16 protein-coding genes are annotated in these 19,669 nt (G+C 55.4%); 10 read left to right on the top strand and 6 right to left on the bottom strand.

What is annotated here, in order from left to right; genetic code table 11:
* Positions 1–72: 72 nt before the first annotated feature.
* The gene (nudC, locus tag BKP64_RS10190; RefSeq protein ID WP_070969352.1) at positions 73–900 is read left to right on the top strand and encodes an NAD(+) diphosphatase; all 828 of its coding nucleotides are present in this window, start codon (positions 73–75) and stop codon (positions 898–900) included.
* The gene (gene murI, locus BKP64_RS10185) at positions 897–1,757 is read left to right on the top strand and encodes a glutamate racemase (protein WP_070969349.1); all 861 of its coding nucleotides are present in this window, start codon (positions 897–899) and stop codon (positions 1,755–1,757) included. The genes nudC and murI overlap by 4 nt, the downstream gene beginning before the upstream one ends.
* Here the strand turns inward: murI and BKP64_RS10180 are convergent.
* The 4 genes from BKP64_RS10180 to BKP64_RS10165 all read right to left on the bottom strand — a co-directional run bounded on the left by BKP64_RS10180 (position 1,735) and on the right by BKP64_RS10165 (position 7,853).
* Positions 1,735–2,742 (bottom strand): DUF2156 domain-containing protein, encoded by a 1,008-nt coding sequence (locus BKP64_RS10180; protein WP_070969346.1) that lies wholly within the window; start codon positions 2,740–2,742, stop codon positions 1,735–1,737. The genes murI and BKP64_RS10180 overlap by 23 nt on opposite strands.
* Before the next feature lie 44 nt (positions 2,743–2,786).
* Entirely contained in the window at positions 2,787–3,440 is a 654-nt protein-coding gene (locus tag BKP64_RS10175) for a class I SAM-dependent methyltransferase (protein WP_070969343.1), read from the bottom strand.
* 234 nt (positions 3,441–3,674) lie between these two features.
* Positions 3,675–5,849: an EAL domain-containing response regulator gene (locus BKP64_RS10170; RefSeq protein WP_070969340.1), complete on the bottom strand. Its 2,175-nt coding sequence runs from the start codon at positions 5,847–5,849 to the stop codon at positions 3,675–3,677.
* Between the two features lie 21 nt (positions 5,850–5,870).
* Positions 5,871–7,853 (bottom strand): HDOD domain-containing protein, encoded by a 1,983-nt coding sequence (locus BKP64_RS10165; protein WP_070969338.1) that lies wholly within the window; start codon positions 7,851–7,853, stop codon positions 5,871–5,873.
* A 219-nt stretch (positions 7,854–8,072) separates the two neighbouring features.
* Between BKP64_RS10165 and BKP64_RS10160 the strand changes: the two genes are divergently transcribed.
* The 4 genes from BKP64_RS10160 (at position 8,073) to BKP64_RS10145 (ending at position 14,117) form a co-directional block, all read left to right on the top strand.
* A complete protein-coding gene (locus tag BKP64_RS10160; RefSeq protein WP_070969335.1) occupies positions 8,073–9,374 on the top strand; it encodes a MinD/ParA family ATP-binding protein in 1,302 nt (433 codons plus the stop codon).
* Positions 9,375–9,604: 230 nt separating this feature from the next.
* Positions 9,605–11,143 carry a fatty acyl-CoA reductase gene (locus BKP64_RS10155; RefSeq protein WP_070969332.1) on the top strand — a complete coding sequence of 513 codons (1,539 nt, stop codon included), beginning with the start codon at positions 9,605–9,607 and terminating at the stop codon, positions 11,141–11,143.
* A gap of 321 nt (positions 11,144–11,464) precedes the next feature.
* Positions 11,465–13,411 (top strand): acetate--CoA ligase, encoded by a 1,947-nt coding sequence (acs, locus tag BKP64_RS10150; protein ID WP_070969329.1) that lies wholly within the window; start codon positions 11,465–11,467, stop codon positions 13,409–13,411.
* 40 nt (positions 13,412–13,451) lie between these two features.
* A complete protein-coding gene (locus BKP64_RS10145; RefSeq protein WP_070969326.1) occupies positions 13,452–14,117 on the top strand; it encodes a LuxR C-terminal-related transcriptional regulator in 666 nt (221 codons plus the stop codon).
* Positions 14,118–14,184: 67 nt separating this feature from the next.
* On the opposite strand, the gene BKP64_RS10140 is transcribed toward BKP64_RS10145, so the two are convergent.
* Positions 14,185–15,168, bottom strand: coding sequence for a D-2-hydroxyacid dehydrogenase (locus BKP64_RS10140; protein WP_070969323.1), 984 nt, complete (start codon positions 15,166–15,168; stop codon positions 14,185–14,187).
* A 226-nt stretch (positions 15,169–15,394) separates the two neighbouring features.
* Between BKP64_RS10140 and BKP64_RS10135 the strand changes: the two genes are divergently transcribed.
* From BKP64_RS10135 to BKP64_RS10125, 3 genes are all read left to right on the top strand, one after another.
* On the top strand, positions 15,395–16,621 hold the full coding sequence (locus BKP64_RS10135) for a pyridoxal phosphate-dependent aminotransferase (RefSeq protein ID WP_070969321.1): 1,227 nt from the start codon (positions 15,395–15,397) through the stop codon (positions 16,619–16,621).
* Positions 16,622–16,630: 9 nt separating this feature from the next.
* Positions 16,631–16,822 (top strand): CPXCG motif-containing cysteine-rich protein, encoded by a 192-nt coding sequence (locus BKP64_RS10130; protein ID WP_070969318.1) that lies wholly within the window; start codon positions 16,631–16,633, stop codon positions 16,820–16,822.
* Positions 16,823–16,918: 96 nt separating this feature from the next.
* The gene (locus BKP64_RS10125; RefSeq protein WP_070969315.1) at positions 16,919–17,491 is read left to right on the top strand and encodes a YceB family lipoprotein; all 573 of its coding nucleotides are present in this window, start codon (positions 16,919–16,921) and stop codon (positions 17,489–17,491) included.
* A gap of 57 nt (positions 17,492–17,548) precedes the next feature.
* Here the strand turns inward: BKP64_RS10125 and BKP64_RS10120 are convergent, their stop codons facing one another.
* Entirely contained in the window at positions 17,549–18,703 is a 1,155-nt protein-coding gene (locus tag BKP64_RS10120) for an isocitrate/isopropylmalate dehydrogenase family protein (protein ID WP_070969314.1), read from the bottom strand.
* A gap of 195 nt (positions 18,704–18,898) precedes the next feature.
* Between BKP64_RS10120 and BKP64_RS10115 the strand changes: the two genes are divergently transcribed.
* Positions 18,899–19,663, top strand: a complete 765-nt coding sequence (locus BKP64_RS10115; RefSeq protein ID WP_198402606.1) for an EAL domain-containing protein — start codon at positions 18,899–18,901, stop codon at positions 19,661–19,663.
* The last annotated feature ends 6 nt before the right edge of the window (positions 19,664–19,669 follow it).

The raw sequence follows: 19,669 nt of genomic DNA, 5'->3' as shown, positions 1-19,669 counted from the left end.
TTCATTCTTGGCCGGGAGCGCTTTGTGATACATTTCTATCTGGCTCACTATTCACTCAGGCATGAACACACGATGGCGATGTCAAATGAAGACTGGACCCCGGGTTGGTCTCACGGAACGCCCCGCGATGGAGACCTTGTACTGGCTATCTCCGGCTCGAGCATCCTCAAGCCGACCGATAGCTGGCTGATTCCGTGGGGAGCCACCGGGATGCCGGCAACGAACAGCGACGCTGTAGCCCTCGGGTCGATAGGTGACACTCCGGTTTTCGTGACCGAGTTCGCTGAAGCGGAAGTGCCGGAACTGGAGTCCGTTGCCCTTCGGGACGCGCTGCTAATGAGAGAGGGCGCCCCCGCGGAACTGCTCAGTACCGGGTTCCAGGTCTGGCAATGGTGGCGTGATCACCGGTTCTGTGGCCGTTGTGGGCAGGAGACCTCGGTGCACTCGGGAGAACGCGCCAAATGGTGTGAACCCTGCGGCATCCCCTGGTACCCGAGGCTGGCCCCCTGCGTGATTGTTGTGATTCGCAAGGGAGATCATCTCTTACTCGCCAGGTCGTCACGGGTAAAGCATCACTTCTACAGCCTTATTGCAGGATTTGTTGAGCCGGGCGAGAGTCTTGAAGGGGCGGTTGCCAGGGAAGTAAAGGAAGAGACCGGGCTGGATGTTACCAATGTTCGCTATCACGCTTCGCAACCCTGGCCATTTCCCCATCAGCTAATGGTGGGCTTTTTCGCGGACTATGCTGGCGGTGAACTGGTTCTGCAGGAAGATGAGCTGTCTGACGCCGGCTGGTTCCTGCCGGGCGATACTCCCCCGGTGCCGCCGCAGACGACGATAGCAGGACGGCTCATCCGGGCGATGGAAAAAGAAATATCCCAGGGGGGAATCCCTCTTTGACGGGTACAGCTCCTTCAAGAGTTCTGGTCTTCGATTCCGGCGTTGGCGGTTTGAGTGTGGCTGGCTGCATCCATCAACAGTTGCCGGCAGCGGAGCTGGTTTACCTGGCCGATAATGCCGGCTTCCCTTATGGCGACCAGCCGGAATCCGTGGTTGTTGAACGTTGCTGCAGTCTCATTGCTGAGGCGCTTGCGCAGTTACCCTGTGACGTCATCGTAGTAGCCTGCAACACCGCCAGTACCGTTGTTCTGCCCCACCTGCGCGCCATGACAACGGTGCCCGTGGTGGGTGTTGTTCCTGCCGTTAAGCCGGCAGCGGAGAAGACACGCAATCGCCGTATAGGCCTTTTGGCGACACCGGCCACGATTCGACGGCCCTATCTGGATAATCTGGTTAATGAGTTCGCCGGTGATTGTTATGTGGAGCGTATTGGCCACCCGGACCTTGTGCGCTGGGTAGAGAATTCGGTTGGTGGAATGGATGTGCCCCGGGACGCCCTGGCCGAGGCTGTGTCGGGGTTTCGCAAGGCCGGCGTCGATACCGTGGTGCTTGGTTGTACCCATTACCCGTTGCTGCTGGAAGCATTGAGGGCAACGCTGCCGGAGGTGGAATTCTGGGTAGATTCCGGGGATGCGATTGCCAGGCGGGTGGGCTACCTCCTGGACGGGCAAGGGGAAAGGCCACGGACCGATATGGGAAACGTTAAGCCGTGCGAGCCGGTTAGGGCTGCACTGTTTTCCGGCCCGGTTCCGCAAGGGCTGGCCAGCTATATGGCCAGTCTCGGCCTGACTCCGCACGAGGTCTTCGGGTATTGGCCCGGCGGGGCCGAGAGTGCTACAGCAACCGGGTCAGTTTGAACATCGCCAGAAACTCCAGTGCCGGAATCGCACGTTTGTGACAGCAATAGGTTTTGAAATTTTCACCCCGGAAGCGGGATTTTGTAAATTCGAGTCCCTTGAAGTTGTAAAGGAAATTCCCTTTCTCGTAGAGACCGTGTAAGAGCCGCTTCAGCAGACCGCTCTCCTGATGCTCCGTGGCCGGATCCAGGGATAGCGGGATCAGGCCAAGGTCCAGGTACGGCACACCTTCGGCTTTGAAGACATCCATGGCGTGGGCCATCAGTGTATAGAAAATGCCCTGCCGGAAATCGGCGTTGGCCCGCGATATGTTCGGTACGTAACTGATGATCTCATTGTTGCGGTAGATCGGATCGAAATAGATGAAACCTACTGCCTTGCCATCCTGATACGCATAGAAATGGCGTTCGTTTTCACGATACTCCATCTCCATCGGGCGAATCAGAAAGCGAATCTCGTTACTCTTGCATTTGCGGGTCCTGATCCAGGCTTCCGAGATTTCCCGCGTGTGGTCATCGCTGAACCGCTCTTTCACGGTAATGTTGTTCTTTTCGGCCTGATTCAGGGCGGTACGAAGAATCTGCTTTTTTTTGCCGCTGAGGGACCAGGAACTCAGATCAATCCGGGACTCGCTGCCGAACTGGGTGCCATATAGCCCGAATCGCAGGTTGAGGAAATTCACAACCGGCTTGGAAACCTGAATGTAGCTAGCGTTTGGGAAGCGTTTGTGGAAGTGCTCAAGAATAACCTTGAGGTTTTCCGGAGCGCAGACCGGGTCGGAGAGCACGAACGTTCCACCCCATTTTCGCATGTAAGCCACGTAACCGATGCCAGGTACATCGAAATACTGCATGCCAGGCTGAAGCGTTGAAAAAGACTGGGAATGCGTCCCGTACATTTTCAGATAACCAACGCGTTCCGGGAAAGTGAACGCGCTGCCTCCGAAATCGCGCAGTTCGCCCAGTGCAAGAATCCGATCCGACATCTGTCTGCTCCCCGTTCTTGTTATTTAATCGGTGGCGAGGCGGCTTACGCCCGTTTCTGGCCCAAGATGGACCAGTAGCAATTCATACTCAGAAGTTTGAAATGCTTCTTTTCGGTGACCTCAAGGCCCAGGCGCTTCATGTGTTCGGGATAGTTGTAAATTTTATGGAAGGCGTTGTTGGCAAACAGCCAGAAGGTGAACACGGCCATATACCAGTAGAGCTTCTTGAACATGCGAGCCAGCACGTTGCCCGTGGGATAGCAGAAGTCTCCCACCACAACTTTGGCGTCGGTTTTGCCAAGGCGGATCAGGTGTTCGAGCACCCGAACCATCATGTCCTCATCAAATACGTTCAGGAAGAAGTTGGCGACCACCATGTCGTAGTGCTCGAACTCGTCTACCTTCATGATGTCGCTGTGGATGCGGCGGATTGTCAACTGCGGCGCCTCCTGCTCCTGGGCTTCACCGAATTTGCGCAGCATGGTTTCGGACAGGTCTACCACAGTCACGTCGGCGCCGAGCTCTGCGGCACGAATGGCGTCTCGGCCATGGCCAACGCCGGCAAACAGGATGCGATCACCGGGTTTTACGGTTTCAACATCCAGCATCGCTGTTTTGCAGCGGTGAATGTTTTTGCCGCTGTAGAGGTTGCTCAGAAAATCGTAGGCGGGGCCGATGTATTTGTACTTGTCGCGCATGATGACTAATGCCTGTTCTTGTTCTCTGGAATGTTGTCACCGTTTTTGTCTTTATTGGACCGACGGTCTGTCGGTTGGGGTGATCAACGCCTTATGAGTTCGAGCTTAGAGAACAGGGTGGGGGAATTATGTGCAGCAATACGCATTTCCGGATACACAAAGTAACGCACTGAAACACTTTGCAAACCAGATCAAGGTTTTAACTAGGAGTGTCCGACAATAAATAATCGGTTTTCAGAAAGATGCTGCTCGGGCGGGTGTCTGCCCGAGCGACTTGCAGATGTCGGCTGCCGGCCTTGCCGGACCGTAGAAAAAGCCCTGCACCTGGTGGCAACCAAGGCCTCGCAGGTACTCCAGTTGTTCATCGGTTTCAACGCCTTCAGCCACAATCTCCAGTTTCAGGCCATGGGCCATGGCAACGATGGCATTAACAATACAGGCGCCGTCCTCGCCACTCCGGATAGCTTTTACGAAGGACTGGTCAACTTTCAGGGTATGGATAGGCAGTCTGTGGAGGTAATTCAGGGAGGAGTAGCCAGTGCCGAAATCGTCGATCGCGATACGCACACCCTTTGAAGCGAGTTCCCTGAGCTTCTGGCTGATTTGCTCCAGATCGTTCATGATTACGTTTTCCGTAATCTCGATCTCCAGGTTGCCGGCTGGGAAGTTGTGGGCTTCCACTCTCTGCATCAGGGTTTCCACGAAGCGGGGATGTTCGACCTGAATCGGTGAAAGGTTCACCGCCAGGCGGAGATCAGGGTGTCCGGAGCGGATCCATCGCCCCACATCCTGGCACGCCTGATCCAGCACCCGCTCACTCAGCAGACCGATCAATTTGGTTTCTTCGGCCAGAGGCAGGAAGTCCCGTGGGTAGAGCAGTCCACGTTCCGGATGTTGCCAGCGCACCAGAGCTTCGAGGCCGACAACCCGATTGGTGGTCGAGCAGACCTGGGGTTGGTAGAACACCCGCAACTCATCCCGTTCCAGGGCAAGACGCAGGTCTCGCTCGAGATTTAGGCGATTGGCCGTATTGATGTTCATGCTGTCGGAATAGAAACGGTAACCATCCTTGCCCTTGGCCTTGACATGGTACATGGCGATGTCGGCATTCTGGATCAGCTGATCCATGTTCTCGCCGGCTTCCGGGTGAATGGCAATGCCGATGCTGACGCCCACAAAGACCTCATGGTCTCCGAGCTGGAACGGAGCCCGTAGTGAGTTGATCAGCTTCTTGGCAATCTGCCTCGCATCCTCGTGGTTGTGAATGGAGGGCAGTAGCAATGTGAACTCATCTCCGCCGAACCGGGACAGGGTGTCGCCTTTGCGGATACACTTTTCAAGCCGATGGGTAACCGCCTGCAGCAGGCGGTCACCCATGGCATGACCGAGGGTATCGTTGATCACCTTGAAACGGTCGAGGTCGAGAAACATTACTGCCAGTTTCTGGCCGCTACGGCGGGCATGAGTAATGGCAAGCTCCAGACGGTCTTTGAACAGCGCCCGGTTGGGTAACCTGGTGAGCAGGTCGTGGTAGGCCTGAAAGTTGATGAACGCTTCCGCTTCCTTTCTTTCGGTAACATCCCTGGCTGTGCCGTAATAACGCGCCAGTTTGCCGCTCCCACCACCCTGGGTTGCGCCAGTGTGTGGCCAGGTTTGTGGGTCGACGGGGAATGCGGTGATCTCGAAATGTCGTGTTGCGCGCCGGCTGCCCCGGGTTTTTAGGCGGACTTCGAGAGTTCTGGGGTTGTCCGCGGTAATATTGGGGCCCTTCAGGGCGTAACTGCCCCGGGTTACATCCCGGTCGTCCAGAATATGGCGGAAGTGCCGCCCGCACAGTTCGGAGGGCTGGTAACCCAGCAGGCTTTCCACCTTGCTGTTTACGAAGCAGAAATGACCGTCGTCATCAAGCATGAAGACAATGTCAGGGGAGCTGTTCACGATATACCGGTGCAGGGCTTCCGATTTCTCCAGTCGCATCTGAACGTTTTCATGGGCTTTGAGCAACGACTGTTTGCCGATAACACCCTCAACGGTGGCGAGCAGCTCTTCCGGATCAAAGGGTTTTCGGATGTAGTCCAGAGCTCCCCGGCGGAGTGCACGACTGACGGCGCTGAATGAGCTTTCCCCGCTGACGACAATAACGCCGCAGTCGGGTTGGACGTTGGTCAGGTGGGCCATGACATCAAAGCCATCCACATCGGGCATGCGCAGGTCCAGCAGAGCCAGATCGAAGTGCTGCGTATCCGCCAGAGCGCATGCCTTTTCGCCGCCATGGGCTTCCGTTACTTCGTAGCCACGGTCCCTCAATAGGGAGGCGAGTGTATTAAGCAGTCGCGGTTCATCATCCACCACCAGAATACGTGCCGTTAACCCGTAACTGAAAGGTTGGTCAGTGAGTTCAGGTGCCATCGGTCTGTGTCCGTTTCTTCGTCAGTCGGTCTCGTTTTTTTTATGGCTGGCCGTTGGTAACAAAATCCTGAAAGTGGTTCCTTCCTGTCCCGTACGACAAGCTATGATGCCCTCCATGTCATCAATGAGCTGCTTCACAATGCTCAGGCCCAAACCGCTGTGGCCCTCTCCTTTTGTCGATCTGACCGGCGCAAACAGCGATTCCCGAATCTCCCTGGGGATTCCCGCTCCGGTGTCTGTAATTTCCAACTCTACCCAGGTGCGGCTGTTTTGCCACACCGGTGCTGATGTCCGTATTTCGACTCTGCCGCCATCCTCAGGCAGGCTTTCCGCCGAATTGCGTACCAGGTTGATTATAATCTGGCGAATTGGCGATGCGCTCGCAGCGACCTCCGTCGGTTCACTGCACAGTACCACGTCAAGCTTCCGCTTGCTGTCCGTGAACAGGCTGTCTTTCAATATCCGGACAAGGCTTGTCAGCTCCGAGTTGAGGTCGATTCCGCTGTCATCCGGTCGGGGGCTGTCGGAATGGCTCATTTGAAGCAAAAGGTTACCTGCCCGGTCGAGTTCCTCCCGTATGACATCCAGTTCCTGCCGCACTTCGGTATCTTCGAGCCGGTTTCTCAGCTGATAAATATACTGTCGTACAATGGTTAACGGATTACTGACCTCGTGAACCTGCTTGCGCATGATTTCTCGAGCGACTTCTGCATCAAGCTGTTCATCTGCCTTCGAAGCCTGGATTCCGGGCTCCCGCTCCTCCAGCACCGCCGACAGCTGACGGGTAAACAGGCTGGCGAGCTCAGTGGTTGCTACGGGGCCGTTTGTGTCAGTGCCGAGGGCAAACACGCCCGGGCAATGGTCGCCGGTGACAACCGGCACCGCAAGCAGCGACGGCGCGTGCAGGAGAGATAACAGCTGGCGGTCCAGAACCGTGGGAGGGCGATCACCCAGACTTACTATTTGCCCGGAAGTGAAAGCTTCAGTCAGGACACTACCGCCCGGTTGGGCCGAAATGGAAAGAGAGGGAACCTCTCCGATGGTACCTGAAAGGAGCACCAGACTGTCATCCGCATAGCCAAAGCAAAGGGCAGGAAGGCCGGTAATCAGCGTCAGGCTGTTGACGGTGTCCGCAAGAATGTCATCCACTTTGCCATTCAGATCTGCAAACTGAAGGGCCTGGCTGGCAATCGCCTGACGCAGGATCGTCTGCTTCAGTTGTAGTGTTGCGCTTTCGCCGTCGTAGTCATCCTCAAGGGGAATCCCCAGAGATGCGGCCATCCCTGAGACTTCATGGGCAATGCGCCGGTTGATCTCTCGGGTCAGCTCTTCGTTCAGACCAAAAACGGTTGCCGCGGCGGCAATACCCGCAGCGTCCGAGAGCGCCAGGCGGGTGGCAAGACTGATCAGCTTTACCAGATGCCCCGCATCCCGCAGTTCGTTGGGCAGGGCTTGCTGGTAGCGCATGGCATCCGCGGCCATGGGTCCAAGCCCCCAGGCTGTCACCAGCTCAGCTGCAATCTCGGACTGATGGTTGAAATAGTATTGCTTCGTTTCCGCTGCTGGCGTTTTAATGGCAATGAGCTCGCCGATATTATGCAGCATGCCGAGCATGAAGGCTTCGTCGGGTTCCGGGTAACGGGTGAGGGTGGCGAGTGCCCGGGCAGTGAGTGCTGTGGTCAGGGAGTGTCGCCAGAAATCACGGAGCTGCTGCCATTCATCACCGCCCAGCTCAAACAGAAGCTGGCGCAGGGCTGCGGTTAGTACGAGGGTATGAAACCGTCGGGTTCCGAGCCTGAGGAGTGCCTGGTCAACTGATTTGATACGGGTCGCCGGGCCGTAAAGCGCCGAGTTGGCGAGTGCAAGGATGCGTGCAACGAGAGCAGTATCTGCCGAAACGATCTCGCTGATGGTGCGGTAACTCTCATCCTGATGGCAAGCCTCAAGTGCCCGAAGGGTGACCTCCGGGAGACTCGGTAATTGAAGATCAGGAGCTATGTGCATGGAGCTTACCTGCCCGCCTTGGCAAAATTGTTATGGGCCTGGGTCAGAATCTGACGTTCCGTTCACCCTGGTCCCTGATGAGCTTAGACAATAATCCGTCGTTATTAAATACTTATTGCTGTTTTTTTAAGCAATATATTATCTAACTTGTGATATGTGTAGAATTTTTACAGGTTAGAATGTATGAATCCGTAAAATCAGGGACGTAGATTACTGGTCATGACCGTCAAAGAGTCACAAAAGCACAAACTGCACCAACCCCGGACTATCGCCATTACCGGTGGTAAGGGAGGCGTCGGCAAAACATCCGTTGCCTTGAACCTGGCGTTGACCCTGTCACGACAGAATAAGCGGGTTTTGCTTCTGGACGGTGACACAGACCTTGCCAACGTCAGTATTATGGTCGGCCTCTATCCTCAGAAAACATTGGCCAATGTGATGGCCGGCGAATGCCATCTTGAGGATACCCTTCTGACAACGGACTACGGTCTTCATATCGTACCGGGTGCCTCCGGCGTGCAGGAGTGCATGGATATGAGCCCCGCCGACAGTCTGCGTATCCTGCGGGCACTTTCCCAGCTTGAAAGCCGTTACGATTACGTGATCACCGACACCGCAGCCGGTTTGCAGGCACCGAGTCTGCATATGATTGCCGCCGCGGAACTGGCTTGTGTGGTAGTTACCCCGGACCCGGCGTCACTGACCGATGCCTTTTCTCTGATCAAGGTCATTAAGCGTCGTGGCTACAGACGAGTACCCAGCATTCTCGTGAATATGGCCCAAGGCGCCAGCCAGGCCCGCTCAGTGTTTCAGCGTCTTGATTCCGCGGCCCAGCGTCACCTTGGAATGTCTTTTCATTACATGGGCGGCATCTGGCGGGATGAGACTCTTCGCCAATCCGTAATCAATCAGAAACCCGTGGCCCTGCTACCGGTGTCTGATCCTTCTTGCCGACAGTTTTACACCCTGGCCGACATGGTAAATGTCCGCCTTTCACAACTGCCTCAGAGAAAAGCGGGTATTGCCGCTTACTGGCACAACGTCACCCGCCGCCAGAGCAATGAGGAGAAAGTGGGGCTACCCCAACCTGTCAGTGCCCGGGACAGGTGCCTGAATGCTGTCGGTGAGCTTGAAGCGGCACTGACTCAGGCGCCGGATAACGCCATGCTGCGTTATGAAGCATTTACCCGCCTGTTTGCACTCCTTGGGGGCGAGCTGGACAGTGACGCTGTGGAAATCATCCAGACCGGGCTGGGGTCTATGGCATGGGAAAAGCTGGGTCGGGAGCATAAAGAAAATCTCGCAGCGCATCTTCGTCACCTGGCGGATGAAATTGCCCCCGAGCGGACAAAGGACCCATTGTCATCGCCGGCCCATGCCGCTTTGCCCGAACCCGTCTACGACAAGATCAGCTTTGGTGAGCAGGATCGGCTGCTCCGGGTGCTCAAGGAACAGCCGGCGGACATTTCTCTGGACCAGCTGCTTCGTTCCCTGGCCGGAAATGACCGCAGTCAATCCTGATTCCCCTCAAAAACCTGCCTGTTTTTTCGTCATTTTATCCACGCTTTTTGTGTCGTAATTTTGCAGTGTGTCACCGCAATGTCACGGGGGGGTGTGCAAAGATTAACCATTATTTCCCGTGGTGGCGCGTAATATGCAAGAGGCTGCTGCGCACGATTCGCAGATAGCTTTCTCGCTGGGAAGGGTTTATCCGGCGACCGCAGACCTGAATATTGAGAAGGAGTTCTTCCATGGCAACACAACAGCTTAAATCCGGAGAGTCATCCTCAAAGGTGCTCGAACAGCTCCGGGGCAAGCATGTCCTCATTACTGGTACCACCGGCTTCCTTGGCAAGGTCGTGCTGGAAAAGCTTATCAGGGCCGTCCCCGAGATTGGTGGTATCCATCTGTTGATTCGGGGTAACAAGCGTCACCCTGATGCCCGTGGCCGATTCCTGAATGAAATTGCAACTTCTTCCGTATTTGAACGCCTGCGTCAGGAAGACAACGAAGCGTTCGAGAATTTTGTGGAGGACCGGGTTCATTGTGTTACCGGTGAAGTAACAGAACCCCTGTTCGGGCTGTCTCCGGATAACTTCCGGAAACTGGCAGGTGGTATCGATGCTGTGATCAATTCCGCCGCCAGCGTGAATTTTCGCGAGGAACTGGACAAAGCCCTGGCGATCAATACACGTTGCCTGGACAACGTCGCTGAGCTGGCTCGCCAGAACACGGGACTTGCGGTGTTGCAGGTGTCTACCTGCTATGTGAACGGCATGAATTCAGGGCAGGTGACCGAGGCGGTTATCAAGCCAGCAGGCGAGGCTATTCCGCGCAGCTCGGAAGGATATTACGAGATTGACGAACTGATTCGGCTGCTTGAAGACAAGATCGCTGATGTTCGTTCGAGATACTCCGGCAAGATGCTCGAGAAAAAGCTGGTGGATCTCGGGATTGGTGAAGCCAACCGCTATGGCTGGAGTGATACTTATACCTTCACCAAGTGGCTGGGTGAACAGTTGCTGATGAAAGCGCTGTCTGGCCGTTCCCTGACGATTTTGCGGCCATCCATCATAGAAAGTGCACTGGAGGAGCCGTCACCGGGCTGGATTGAGGGCGTTAAGGTGGCGGATGCCATCATTCTTGCCTACGCCCGCGAGAAGGTGGCCTTGTTCCCGGGCAAGCGCTCGGGTGTGATTGATGTTATTCCGGTAGATCTGGTTGCTAACGCCATCATATTATCGCTGGCGGAAACGCTTTCCGAGCCCGGGCGCCATCGTATCTATCAATGTTGTAGCGGAAGCTCGAACCCGATTCGACTTGGCGAATTCATTGACCACCTGATGGCGGAAGCCAAATCCAATTACGCGGCATACGACCAGTTGTTCTATCGCCAGCCGAGCAAGCCTTTCATTGCGGTGAACCGGAAACTGTTTGATGCTGTGGTTGGTGGAGTCAGGATTCCGCTCAGTATCACCGGGAGGCTTCTCAGGATGCTGGGGCACAACCGCGAGCTGAAAGTATTGCGGAACCTCGATACCACACGTTCTTTGGCAACGATTTTTGGCTTCTACACCGCGCCGGATTATATCTTCCACAACGATGAGTTGATCTCGCTTGCGACCCGTATGGGGTCAGTAGACAAGGTGCTGTTCCCGGTAGATGCGCGCCAGATAGACTGGGGCGTTTACCTCGGGAAAATTCATCTGGCCGGTTTGAACCGATACGCCCTCAAGGAGCGGAAGCTTTACAGTCTCCGTTCGGCCAAGTCCCGAAAGAAGGCCGCGTAAATTCCCCGCCCGACCCGCCCGGGTCGGGCTTTCTTCCTTTACTCTCGCCCCTCGGAATCAATGTTTCGCCTGGTTGCAGTTGTCCCTTTTGGGTCTATCTTTAAAGAAGCTTCTCATTTGATGGAAATTACCGTTGTTTTTTTGAAGGTTAGCGGACAAATTCGGCTAAAAGTTCAGGCGCATTAGGACGTTAGTCTAATTCATTGTGCAGTGGCACACATGTTGAACTACCACTATCCGTCTTAGGGGCCGGAGAGGCCCGAGTATTCTGTATTCCAAAAACCGACAATGACAACAGACTCTGACTAAAGGGGGAGCACAATGACTGATAAACAGGTATATCCGGTAAGCCCTGATGTGGCTAAACGGGCCCTGCTTAACCGTGAACAGTATGACGAGATGTATCGTCAGTCAGTCGAGGACCCGGATACCTTCTGGGGTGAGCATGGTAAGCGCCTTGAGTGGATCAAGCCCTACACCAAGGTCAAAAACACCACGTATGACTATAACAACCTGTCCATCAAGTGGTTCGAAGATGGCGAGCTGAACGCTTCCGCCAACTGCCTTGACCGTCACCTCGCTGACAAAGGTGACCAGACCGCGATCATCTTTGAAGGTGATGATCCTGCCGATTCCCGCCACGTCACCTACCGCGAACTGCATGAAGAAACCAGCAAGTTTGCCAATGTTCTGAAGACCCTGGGTGTCAAGAAAGGCGATGTAGTCACCATCTACATGCCGATGATTGTGGAAACCGCTGTCGCCATGCTGGCCTGTGCCCGCATTGGTGCTATCCACTCTGTCGTTTTTGGTGGTTTCTCGCCGGAAGCTTTGGGCGCGCGAATCGTTAATGGTAAATCCCGCTTCGTGATCACCTCAGATGAAGGCCTTCGTGGTGGTCGCAAGATTCCCCTGAAGAAGAACGTGGATGCGGCCCTCAAGAACGAAGATGCTGCCAACGTCGAGAAAGTTGTCGTGGTTTCCCGAACCGGTGGCGATGTGCCCTGGAACGACGGTCGTGACGAGCGCTATGAAGACCTGATGAAGTCTGCCTCCCCAGATTGCCCGCCGGAGCCGATGAACGCGGAAGATCCGTTGTTTATGTTATACACTTCCGGCTCAACCGGTGCCCCGAAGGGCGTTCTGCACACCACGGGTGGTTACATGGTCTACGCGTCCATGACCCACGAATACGTTTTTGATTATCACGATGGTGATGTCTACTGGTGTACAGCAGACTTTGGTTGGGTTACCGGCCATAGCTATATCCTTTACGGCCCGCTGGCCAACGGTGCCATCTCTGTCCTGTTTGAAGGTGTGCCCAACTATCCGGACAGCTCACGCATGGGGCAGGTTGTAGACAAGCACAAGGTCAACATCCTTTACACTGCGCCGACAGCTATTCGTGCCCTGATGGCTGAAGGCGAGTCCTGCATGAACGGCACGAATCGCGAAAGCCTCAAGCTGCTGGGGTCCGTTGGTGAGCCGATCAACCCGGAAGCCTGGGAGTGGTATCATCGTGTGATTGGCAACAGCAAGTGTCCAATCGTAGACACATGGTGGCAGACCGAGACCGGCGGCATTCTGATTTCTCCGTTGCCGGGCGCTATCGACCTGAAGCCCGGATCGGCTACCGTTCCGTTCTTCGGTGTACAGCCGGCTCTCGTTGATAACGACGGTAATATCCTGGACGGTAAGACCGAGGGTAACCTGGTTATTCTGGACAGCTGGCCGGGACAGATGCGCACCATCTTTGGCGACCATGAGCGCTTTGTCCAGACGTACTTCAGTACCTACAAGGGTATGTACTTTACCGGTGACGGCGCGCGTCGTGATGAAGACGGCTATTACTGGATTACCGGCCGTGTCGATGACGTTCTGAACGTTTCCGGTCACCGCCTGGGTACTGCCGAGGTCGAAAGTGCCCTGGTGGGGCATGGCAAAGTGGCCGAAGCTGCTGTGGTTGGCTACCCCCACGAAATCAAGGGGCAGGGCATCTATGTCTATGTCACTCTGGTTCAGGGTGTGGAACCGAGCGACGAACTCAAAAAGGAACTGGTGCAGTGGGTACGCAAGGAAATTGGCCCGATTGCCTCACCAGATGTGATTCAGTGGGCACCTGGACTGCCTAAAACACGTTCTGGCAAGATTATGCGCCGGATTTTGCGTAAGATTGCGGCAAACGAGCACGATCAGTTGGGCGATACTTCCACTCTGGCCGATCCGGGTGTGGTAGACGATCTCATCAGCAGTCGTGAGTTCAAATAAGGTCTGAATGCAGGCCGCAAACCTGTAAGGAATCTGTTGAATGGCACAAACAATTATCGTCGCTGATGATCACCCGCTGTTCAGGGCAGCACTGAAGCAGGCGGTCAGTCAGGCGGTACCGGATGCGCAGACCGTTGAGGTGGATAGCATCAAGGCGCTGCAGGCGGCGGTAGAATCGCATCCGGATGCGGATCTGGTTTTGCTGGATCTCAACATGCCTGGTGCCCACGGCTTCTCCGGGCTCGTGTTTATGCGGGGTCAGTATCCGGGGCTGCCGGTGGTCGTTGTGTCAGGTTCCGAGGAATTGCAGGTTATGCGACGCTCGATTGATTACGGGGCATCCGGCTTTATTCCGAAGTCGGCGCCGCTCCCAACCATCACCAAGGCGATTCAGGCGGTCCTGGAAGGAGACGTCTGGTTGCCTGCCGGGGTGGCCGATAAGATTGAGCGAATGCACTCGGATACCACAGACTTTTCGGAGAAGCTGTCATCTCTGACGCCACAGCAGTTCAGGGTGCTGGGTATGTTGGCCGAGGGGCTCCTGAACAAACAGATTGCTTATGATCTGGATGTTTCAGAGGCGACGATAAAGGCGCATATTACTGCAGTATTCCGGAAGCTGGGAGTTCGCAACCGGACCCAGGCAGTCATTGCGATTCAGCAGATGGAGATTGATCCGTCGGATCAGTCCCTGTCGGGAAGCTGAGTGTCAGTGTTTCAGTGTTAAAGATAAAAGGGAGCCCTCGGGCTCCCTTTTTAATTGTTGCCGCACGCTATTTGCTGCCGGCGTAACCCAGTTCTTTATCCACGAAATTGAACAAATCCACGCCCCTGTGCCAGCGGTCGAAGTTTTCGAGGAACTGGTCGGTAAGGGCGCGTTTCCAGCCGATGAAATCACCGGCCATGTGGGCGGTCATGGTGACGTTCTCCATGTCCCATAGCGGGTGATCCTCAGGCAGAGGCTCCTCCTCAAAGACATCCAGCCCGGCGCCGGCAATTTCGCCGCTACGGAGCGCAGCGATGAGGTCATCTGTCTTCACGATCGGGCCGCGACCAATGTTAATCAGGCGCGCGGTATTCTTCATGGCCTTGAAGGCTTTCTCGTCAAACAGGCCTTCGGTTTGCGGCGTCAGTGGTGCGGCAATCACAACGTAGTCGGCATGGCCCAGTTGTTCAAACAGGTCGTCATTGCCGTGAACGGCCACAAAGTCCGGGTCATCATGGCGGGGCGTTCGGGCGATACCATGGGGTTTCAGGCCCGCTGCTGAGACCAGGCGGCCGATCTGCCGACCGATAGAACCCGCACCAACCACCAGTACCTGTTTGCCCTCGGCACGCTCGGTATCCCGGTGTTGCCACTGGTGCTTCATCTGCAACCGGATGGAGCCCGGGAAGTCTTTCGCAAACATGAGTATGGTGCACAGCACATATTCGGCGATCGTCCGGTCGAAGATGCCGCGTGCATTGGTGACCACCACGTTACCCTTGATAAGGGCGGGGAACATCAGGGCGTCTACGCCGGCGCTGGTGGCGTGAATCCATTGCAATTTGTCGGCCGACTCCCAGGCCGCTTCCAGAGCTTCGGTTCGGAAGTCGGTCACCATCATGACGTCGGTGCCAGGCAGGGTGTCTCTCAGTGTCTGTTCATCGCAGGCAAACCGTACTTCCGCACGCGCCCTGAGGGCATCTATTCCCGGTGGCTCCGGTTCCCCTGGTGCCGTTAAAACGGTTACGACAGGTTTGCTTTGCTGTGTCATTGAACCTCCGCCTCTGATTAGTCTGACTGGTTATTGTGTGTGTGAGTCTCAGGACAGTCTGGTATGCCTGTGCAGTGTGGTCAACTGGCTATCGTGATGAATATTCAGGAGCGAATATGACTGGGTTTTTACGGGATTCATCTTTATCAATTTTTGCCTTGTGTGCCCCCTTGTTACTGGCTAACCTGCAGGGGTAGCTTATTTGCCCCGTTTGAAGGAGGTGTTTATGGCAGAACCCGCCAACCATGAAACTGGCCAGTCCAGACCACGGAAAGTGAAGTACCGGAAAAACAAGGCCAGTTGGAACCCTGCAATGCAGGCAATTCCGGTGCCGGGTATCCGTCGCATGGTGAACATGGCGGCCACGATGAAAGATGTTATCCATCTTTCGATCGGCCAGCCGGATTTGCCAACGCCCAAACACATTATTGACGCATACATTGATGCGCTGAACGCAGGGCAAACCGGTTATACCATGGACGCCGGGTTACCGGAGTTGCTGGTGGCGTTGAGGGATTATTACGGGAAGCGCTACAACCGGAAATTGACCAGGGATAACATCCTGATCACCAGTGGTGCCACCGAGGCCATGTATCTGGCCATATCGGCCACCTCTGCGCCGGGCCGCCAGTTCATCGTGACGGACCCGTCCTTTCTGCTATACGCACCACTGATCCGGATGAACGGCGGTGAGGTCAAGTTTGTTCCCACCCGCGCGGAGAACAATCATCAGCTGGATCCTGATGAGGTAATCCGTGCCATGGGGCCGCGTACCTTCGCGCTCATTCTGAACAACCCCAATAACCCTACCGGTGCGGTATATCCACGCAGTACTGTGGAGACCATTCTTGAGGAATGCGCCTACCGGGGTATTCAGGTGTATGCCGACGAAGTCTATGACCACCTGGTTTTTGATGACGACGATTTTGCCAGTGTGCTGAACTGCTCGATGGACCTGGATAACATCATGTGCATCAGCAGCTTCTCCAAGACCTATAGCATGGCCGGTCTGAGGGTTGGCTGGGTAATATCGAGCCAGGCCGCCATCAAGTCGCTGCGGCGCTATCACATGTTCACCACCTCAGTCGCCAATACGCCGTCCCAGTTTGCGGGGGTGGCGGCGCTGACCGGAGATCAGCAGTGCGTTCAGGATATGGTCAATATCTATCGTGAACGGCGCGACAAAGTGGTGGAGCTGATTGATCAGACACCTTACATGACCGGATATAAGCCCGGCGGTGCGTTTTTTGCGTTCCCGGAGCTTCCTCCCCATGTGGATGGATCCGACCTCGCATTGAGGATGCTCAAGGAAACAGGCGTGTGTGTCGTGCCCGGAGATGCCTTCGGTGAGGAGTCGACGAACGCAGTACGCATCAGTTTCTCGACAACGTGTGAGAAGCTCGAGCAGGCGTTTGATCGCATCATCCCCTGGATGGCGAAGCAGCAGTTCTGAGGCGCGATTATGTCAGCCCTGGACTCGGTTCTCATTCAGTGCCCGTACTGTTGGGAGTCGCTGGACATCAGCGTCGACCCATCAGTGCCGGAGCAGGAGTATGTTGAGGACTGCCAGGTCTGCTGTCAGCCCATTCTGATCCACGTTATCTTTGATGACCACCTGACGCCTCATGTGGATGTCCGGGCCGAGAAGGAATAACCCGCCAAGCCTATTCTGACCAATCATTAACCTGCTGAAGTTGCCCGAGTGCCAGCCATGCCTCAGGATATGAGTAGCACTCACGGAGACAAATCCATGACAAAACTTCCTTTGATGGGCCTGTGGGCTCCTGTTTTTTTGGCCCTGGCGTTGACCAGTGGTTGCGCCAGTTTCTCTCCCTACTCTCTTTCTGAAGGAGAGCTGGAGCAGCATCTGCAGGATGTGGTACGTGAGTATGACAGACAGCAACTGCAGAGCGGTTCGCCCTTGAGCCTGAGCCTGGACGATGCGGAGATTACCCTTGGTCCAGATGGCCGGGACGTTGCCGTGATCGACGTAAGGGGGCAGGTCGCCCTCAATGCGCTGATGGTTAAACTGCCGGTGGATATTGCTCTGAAGGTAGAAGGTGCACCTGTCTATGACAGCAAGGAGAGAGCGATTTACATTCGTCGCCTGCAGTTACTGGAAAGCAGTATCGATTCTCCGCTGTTCAAGGGCGACCTTAAGCCGGTTACTGATACTGCGATGCGGGTCGTGGCTCAGATGCTGGAAACCATGCCCGTGTATCGTCTTGATGACACCGATTTTGCCCAGCGTATGTTTGGCATGATGCCAGTAGATGTGCGGGTGGCGCCCGGTCGCCTGGAATTTGTTATGGCTGACCAGTAGCGCGTTACCTTGAATAGAGCGGGCGGTCCGTTTCAGGAGCGCCCGCTCTCTGCCATGTCAGGGCGCTAATCGCTTGCAGATTGCGGAACCGATTTCATGGGTGCCGCGCTGGGTGCCGGCATTTTCGGCCAGATCGGCAGACACTGCGTCGAAAAGTTCTTTGCCTGCCGCCGCCAGTGTCGGGTCCTTGCGGCCCAGCCATTCCAGCATGCGAGCCGTGGTGAACAGCATGGCCGTGGGGTCTGCCAACCCCTGACCCGCGATGTCGGGAGCGCTGCCATGGGTGGGTTCAAACATCGAGGGCATCTGTGGATCTGTGGGATTCAGGTTGCACGACGGCGCCACGCCCATGCCACCAGAGAGTACGGCCGCAAGATCGGTGAGAATATCGCCTTGCAGGTTACTGGCGACAACCACATCAAAGGCCCAGGGGCTTTGCACAAACTTCATGCAGGCCGCATCCACCAGCTCGTGGTGAGTAGCGACGTCGGGAAACTCCTGGCTGATTTCCTCGAAGGCTTCGGTGTACATGTCACCCCAGTAACGCAGTGCGTTGCGTTTCGTGACCAGACATACCTGGCTTTCACAGGTGCGACCGTCAAGGGTGCGAAAGCTTCGTGTTCGGCCTGCCTTCACCCTGTCTGTAGCCCGGGAACGTGCCTGCTCGAAGCCATAGCGAATGATGCGATCGGTTGCCTTGCGGGTGAACACTTCCATCTGGGTGGCCACTTCGTCCGGCAGGCCTTTGCGCAGTCGACCACCCTGGCCGACATACTCCCCTTCGGAATTTTCGCGGATAACCAGCATATCGATATCTTTTGCCCGCTCGTCGGCGAGGTACTGCCGGGCACCCGGTAACAGCCGCGCAGGGCGTTCGCATACCCATTGGTCAAAGCCTTTGCGCATATCCAGCAAGGGCGCCAGTGAAATACTGTCGGACAGCAAGTAGCGCTCGGGATCGTCGGCAGGGCCCGGGTCGCCCAGTGCACCAAGCAAAATGGCATCGTATGCCTGCAATTGAGTCAATGCATCTGCCGGCATGGACTCACCATGCTCTTCATGCCAGGCGTGAGAAGGCCACGGGAACCGCGTCCACTCCAGTGCCAGGCCATGCTTGGCGCGCAGGGTTTCCAGGCAGCGCACGGCTTCACCAACAACTTCAGGTCCAATGCCATCGCCTGGTGTGACTGCGATTCGGGTCGTTTCGCCCATTCTGGAGGCTCCTTTTTTGAATAGACTCTTAAATGCGACAAACCCCAGTTTAGTCAGGTAAATCGGGGATGCCACTGTATATAGAAGTAATAGTCTCTGGCTGTTTTACCATGGAGAGATTGAAGGTTATAGTGCTTTCACAATGCCGTTTCCAAGAAGCATCCAATTGTCCCTATGTGGAGTTCAAGAGTGGAAGTGAGTCAGCCCGAAGTCCTGTTTGATGAGTCTCACTGTGAGCAATGCGCTTGCGGCGAGGGGTTGGATTTTTCGTTTACCTTCGCATTTCAGCCGATTGTCGATGTCGTGAACAAATCCGTGTTTGCCTACGAGGCATTAGTCCGTGGTCCGGAAGGTGAAGGGGCCATGAGTATTCTGTCCAAGGTGAATGAGCGTAACCGTTATTCGTTTGATCAGGTCTGCCGGGTAAAAGCGGTGAAACTGGCATCACGGTTGGGTATGCAGACGAGGCTGAGCATCAACTTCATGCCCAACGCAGTCTATAAAGCAGAGTACTGCATCCGCACCACGCTGGCGGCCGCCAAAACCTATAATTTTGATACCAGCAAAATTATTTTTGAATTAACCGAAGATGAAAAACTGACGTCCGTTGAGCATTTGGTATCCATTATCGAAGCCTATCAGGAAATGGGGTTTTACACCGCGATTGATGACTTTGGAGCGGGTTACTCCCGGTACAACATCATGATGGCAAGCCCGCCGAATTTGCTGAAACTGGACATGGGGCTCGTGCGTAACATTCATGAGGAACCAAACAAGCAGGCTGTTGTTTCAGGCATCATCACCATGATGAACCAGCTGGGGGGAAAGATTATTGCCGAGGGAGTGGAAACCAAGGAGGAGTATTTCTGGCTTCGTTCCCAGGGCATCAGCCTCTACCAGGGGTTCCTGTTTGCCAAGCCCGGATTCGAGTGCCTGCCTGAGCCGATTTATCCCGATTAACAGAAC

The sequence above is a fragment of the Marinobacter salinus genome, from assembly GCF_001854125.1.
Taxonomy (GTDB): Bacteria; Pseudomonadota; Gammaproteobacteria; order Pseudomonadales; family Oleiphilaceae; genus Marinobacter; species Marinobacter salinus.
The sequence above is the reverse complement of the archived record's forward strand: the minus strand, read 5'-3'. Positions and strand labels throughout refer to the sequence as shown.

Coding starts and splice junctions, on each gene's coding strand:
- BKP64_RS10170 (WP_070969340.1), bottom strand. CDS start 5,849: ATGGCACCTGAACTCACTGACCAACCTTTCAGTTACGGGTTAACGGCA.
- BKP64_RS10140 (WP_070969323.1), bottom strand. CDS start 15,168: ATGACACAGCAAAGCAAACCTGTCGTAACCGTTTTAACGGCACCAGGG.
- nudC (WP_070969352.1), top strand. CDS start 73: ATGGCGATGTCAAATGAAGACTGGACCCCGGGTTGGTCTCACGGAACG.
- acs (WP_070969329.1), top strand. CDS start 11,465: ATGACTGATAAACAGGTATATCCGGTAAGCCCTGATGTGGCTAAACGG.
- BKP64_RS10180 (WP_070969346.1), bottom strand. CDS start 2,742: ATGTCGGATCGGATTCTTGCACTGGGCGAACTGCGCGATTTCGGAGGC.
- BKP64_RS10160 (WP_070969335.1), top strand. CDS start 8,073: ATGACCGTCAAAGAGTCACAAAAGCACAAACTGCACCAACCCCGGACT.
- BKP64_RS10130 (WP_070969318.1), top strand. CDS start 16,631: ATGTCAGCCCTGGACTCGGTTCTCATTCAGTGCCCGTACTGTTGGGAG.
- BKP64_RS10165 (WP_070969338.1), bottom strand. CDS start 7,853: ATGCACATAGCTCCTGATCTTCAATTACCGAGTCTCCCGGAGGTCACC.
- BKP64_RS10120 (WP_070969314.1), bottom strand. CDS start 18,703: ATGGGCGAAACGACCCGAATCGCAGTCACACCAGGCGATGGCATTGGA.
- BKP64_RS10175 (WP_070969343.1), bottom strand. CDS start 3,440: ATGCGCGACAAGTACAAATACATCGGCCCCGCCTACGATTTTCTGAGC.
- BKP64_RS10155 (WP_070969332.1), top strand. CDS start 9,605: ATGGCAACACAACAGCTTAAATCCGGAGAGTCATCCTCAAAGGTGCTC.
- BKP64_RS10145 (WP_070969326.1), top strand. CDS start 13,452: ATGGCACAAACAATTATCGTCGCTGATGATCACCCGCTGTTCAGGGCA.
- BKP64_RS10125 (WP_070969315.1), top strand. CDS start 16,919: ATGACAAAACTTCCTTTGATGGGCCTGTGGGCTCCTGTTTTTTTGGCC.
- BKP64_RS10135 (WP_070969321.1), top strand. CDS start 15,395: ATGGCAGAACCCGCCAACCATGAAACTGGCCAGTCCAGACCACGGAAA.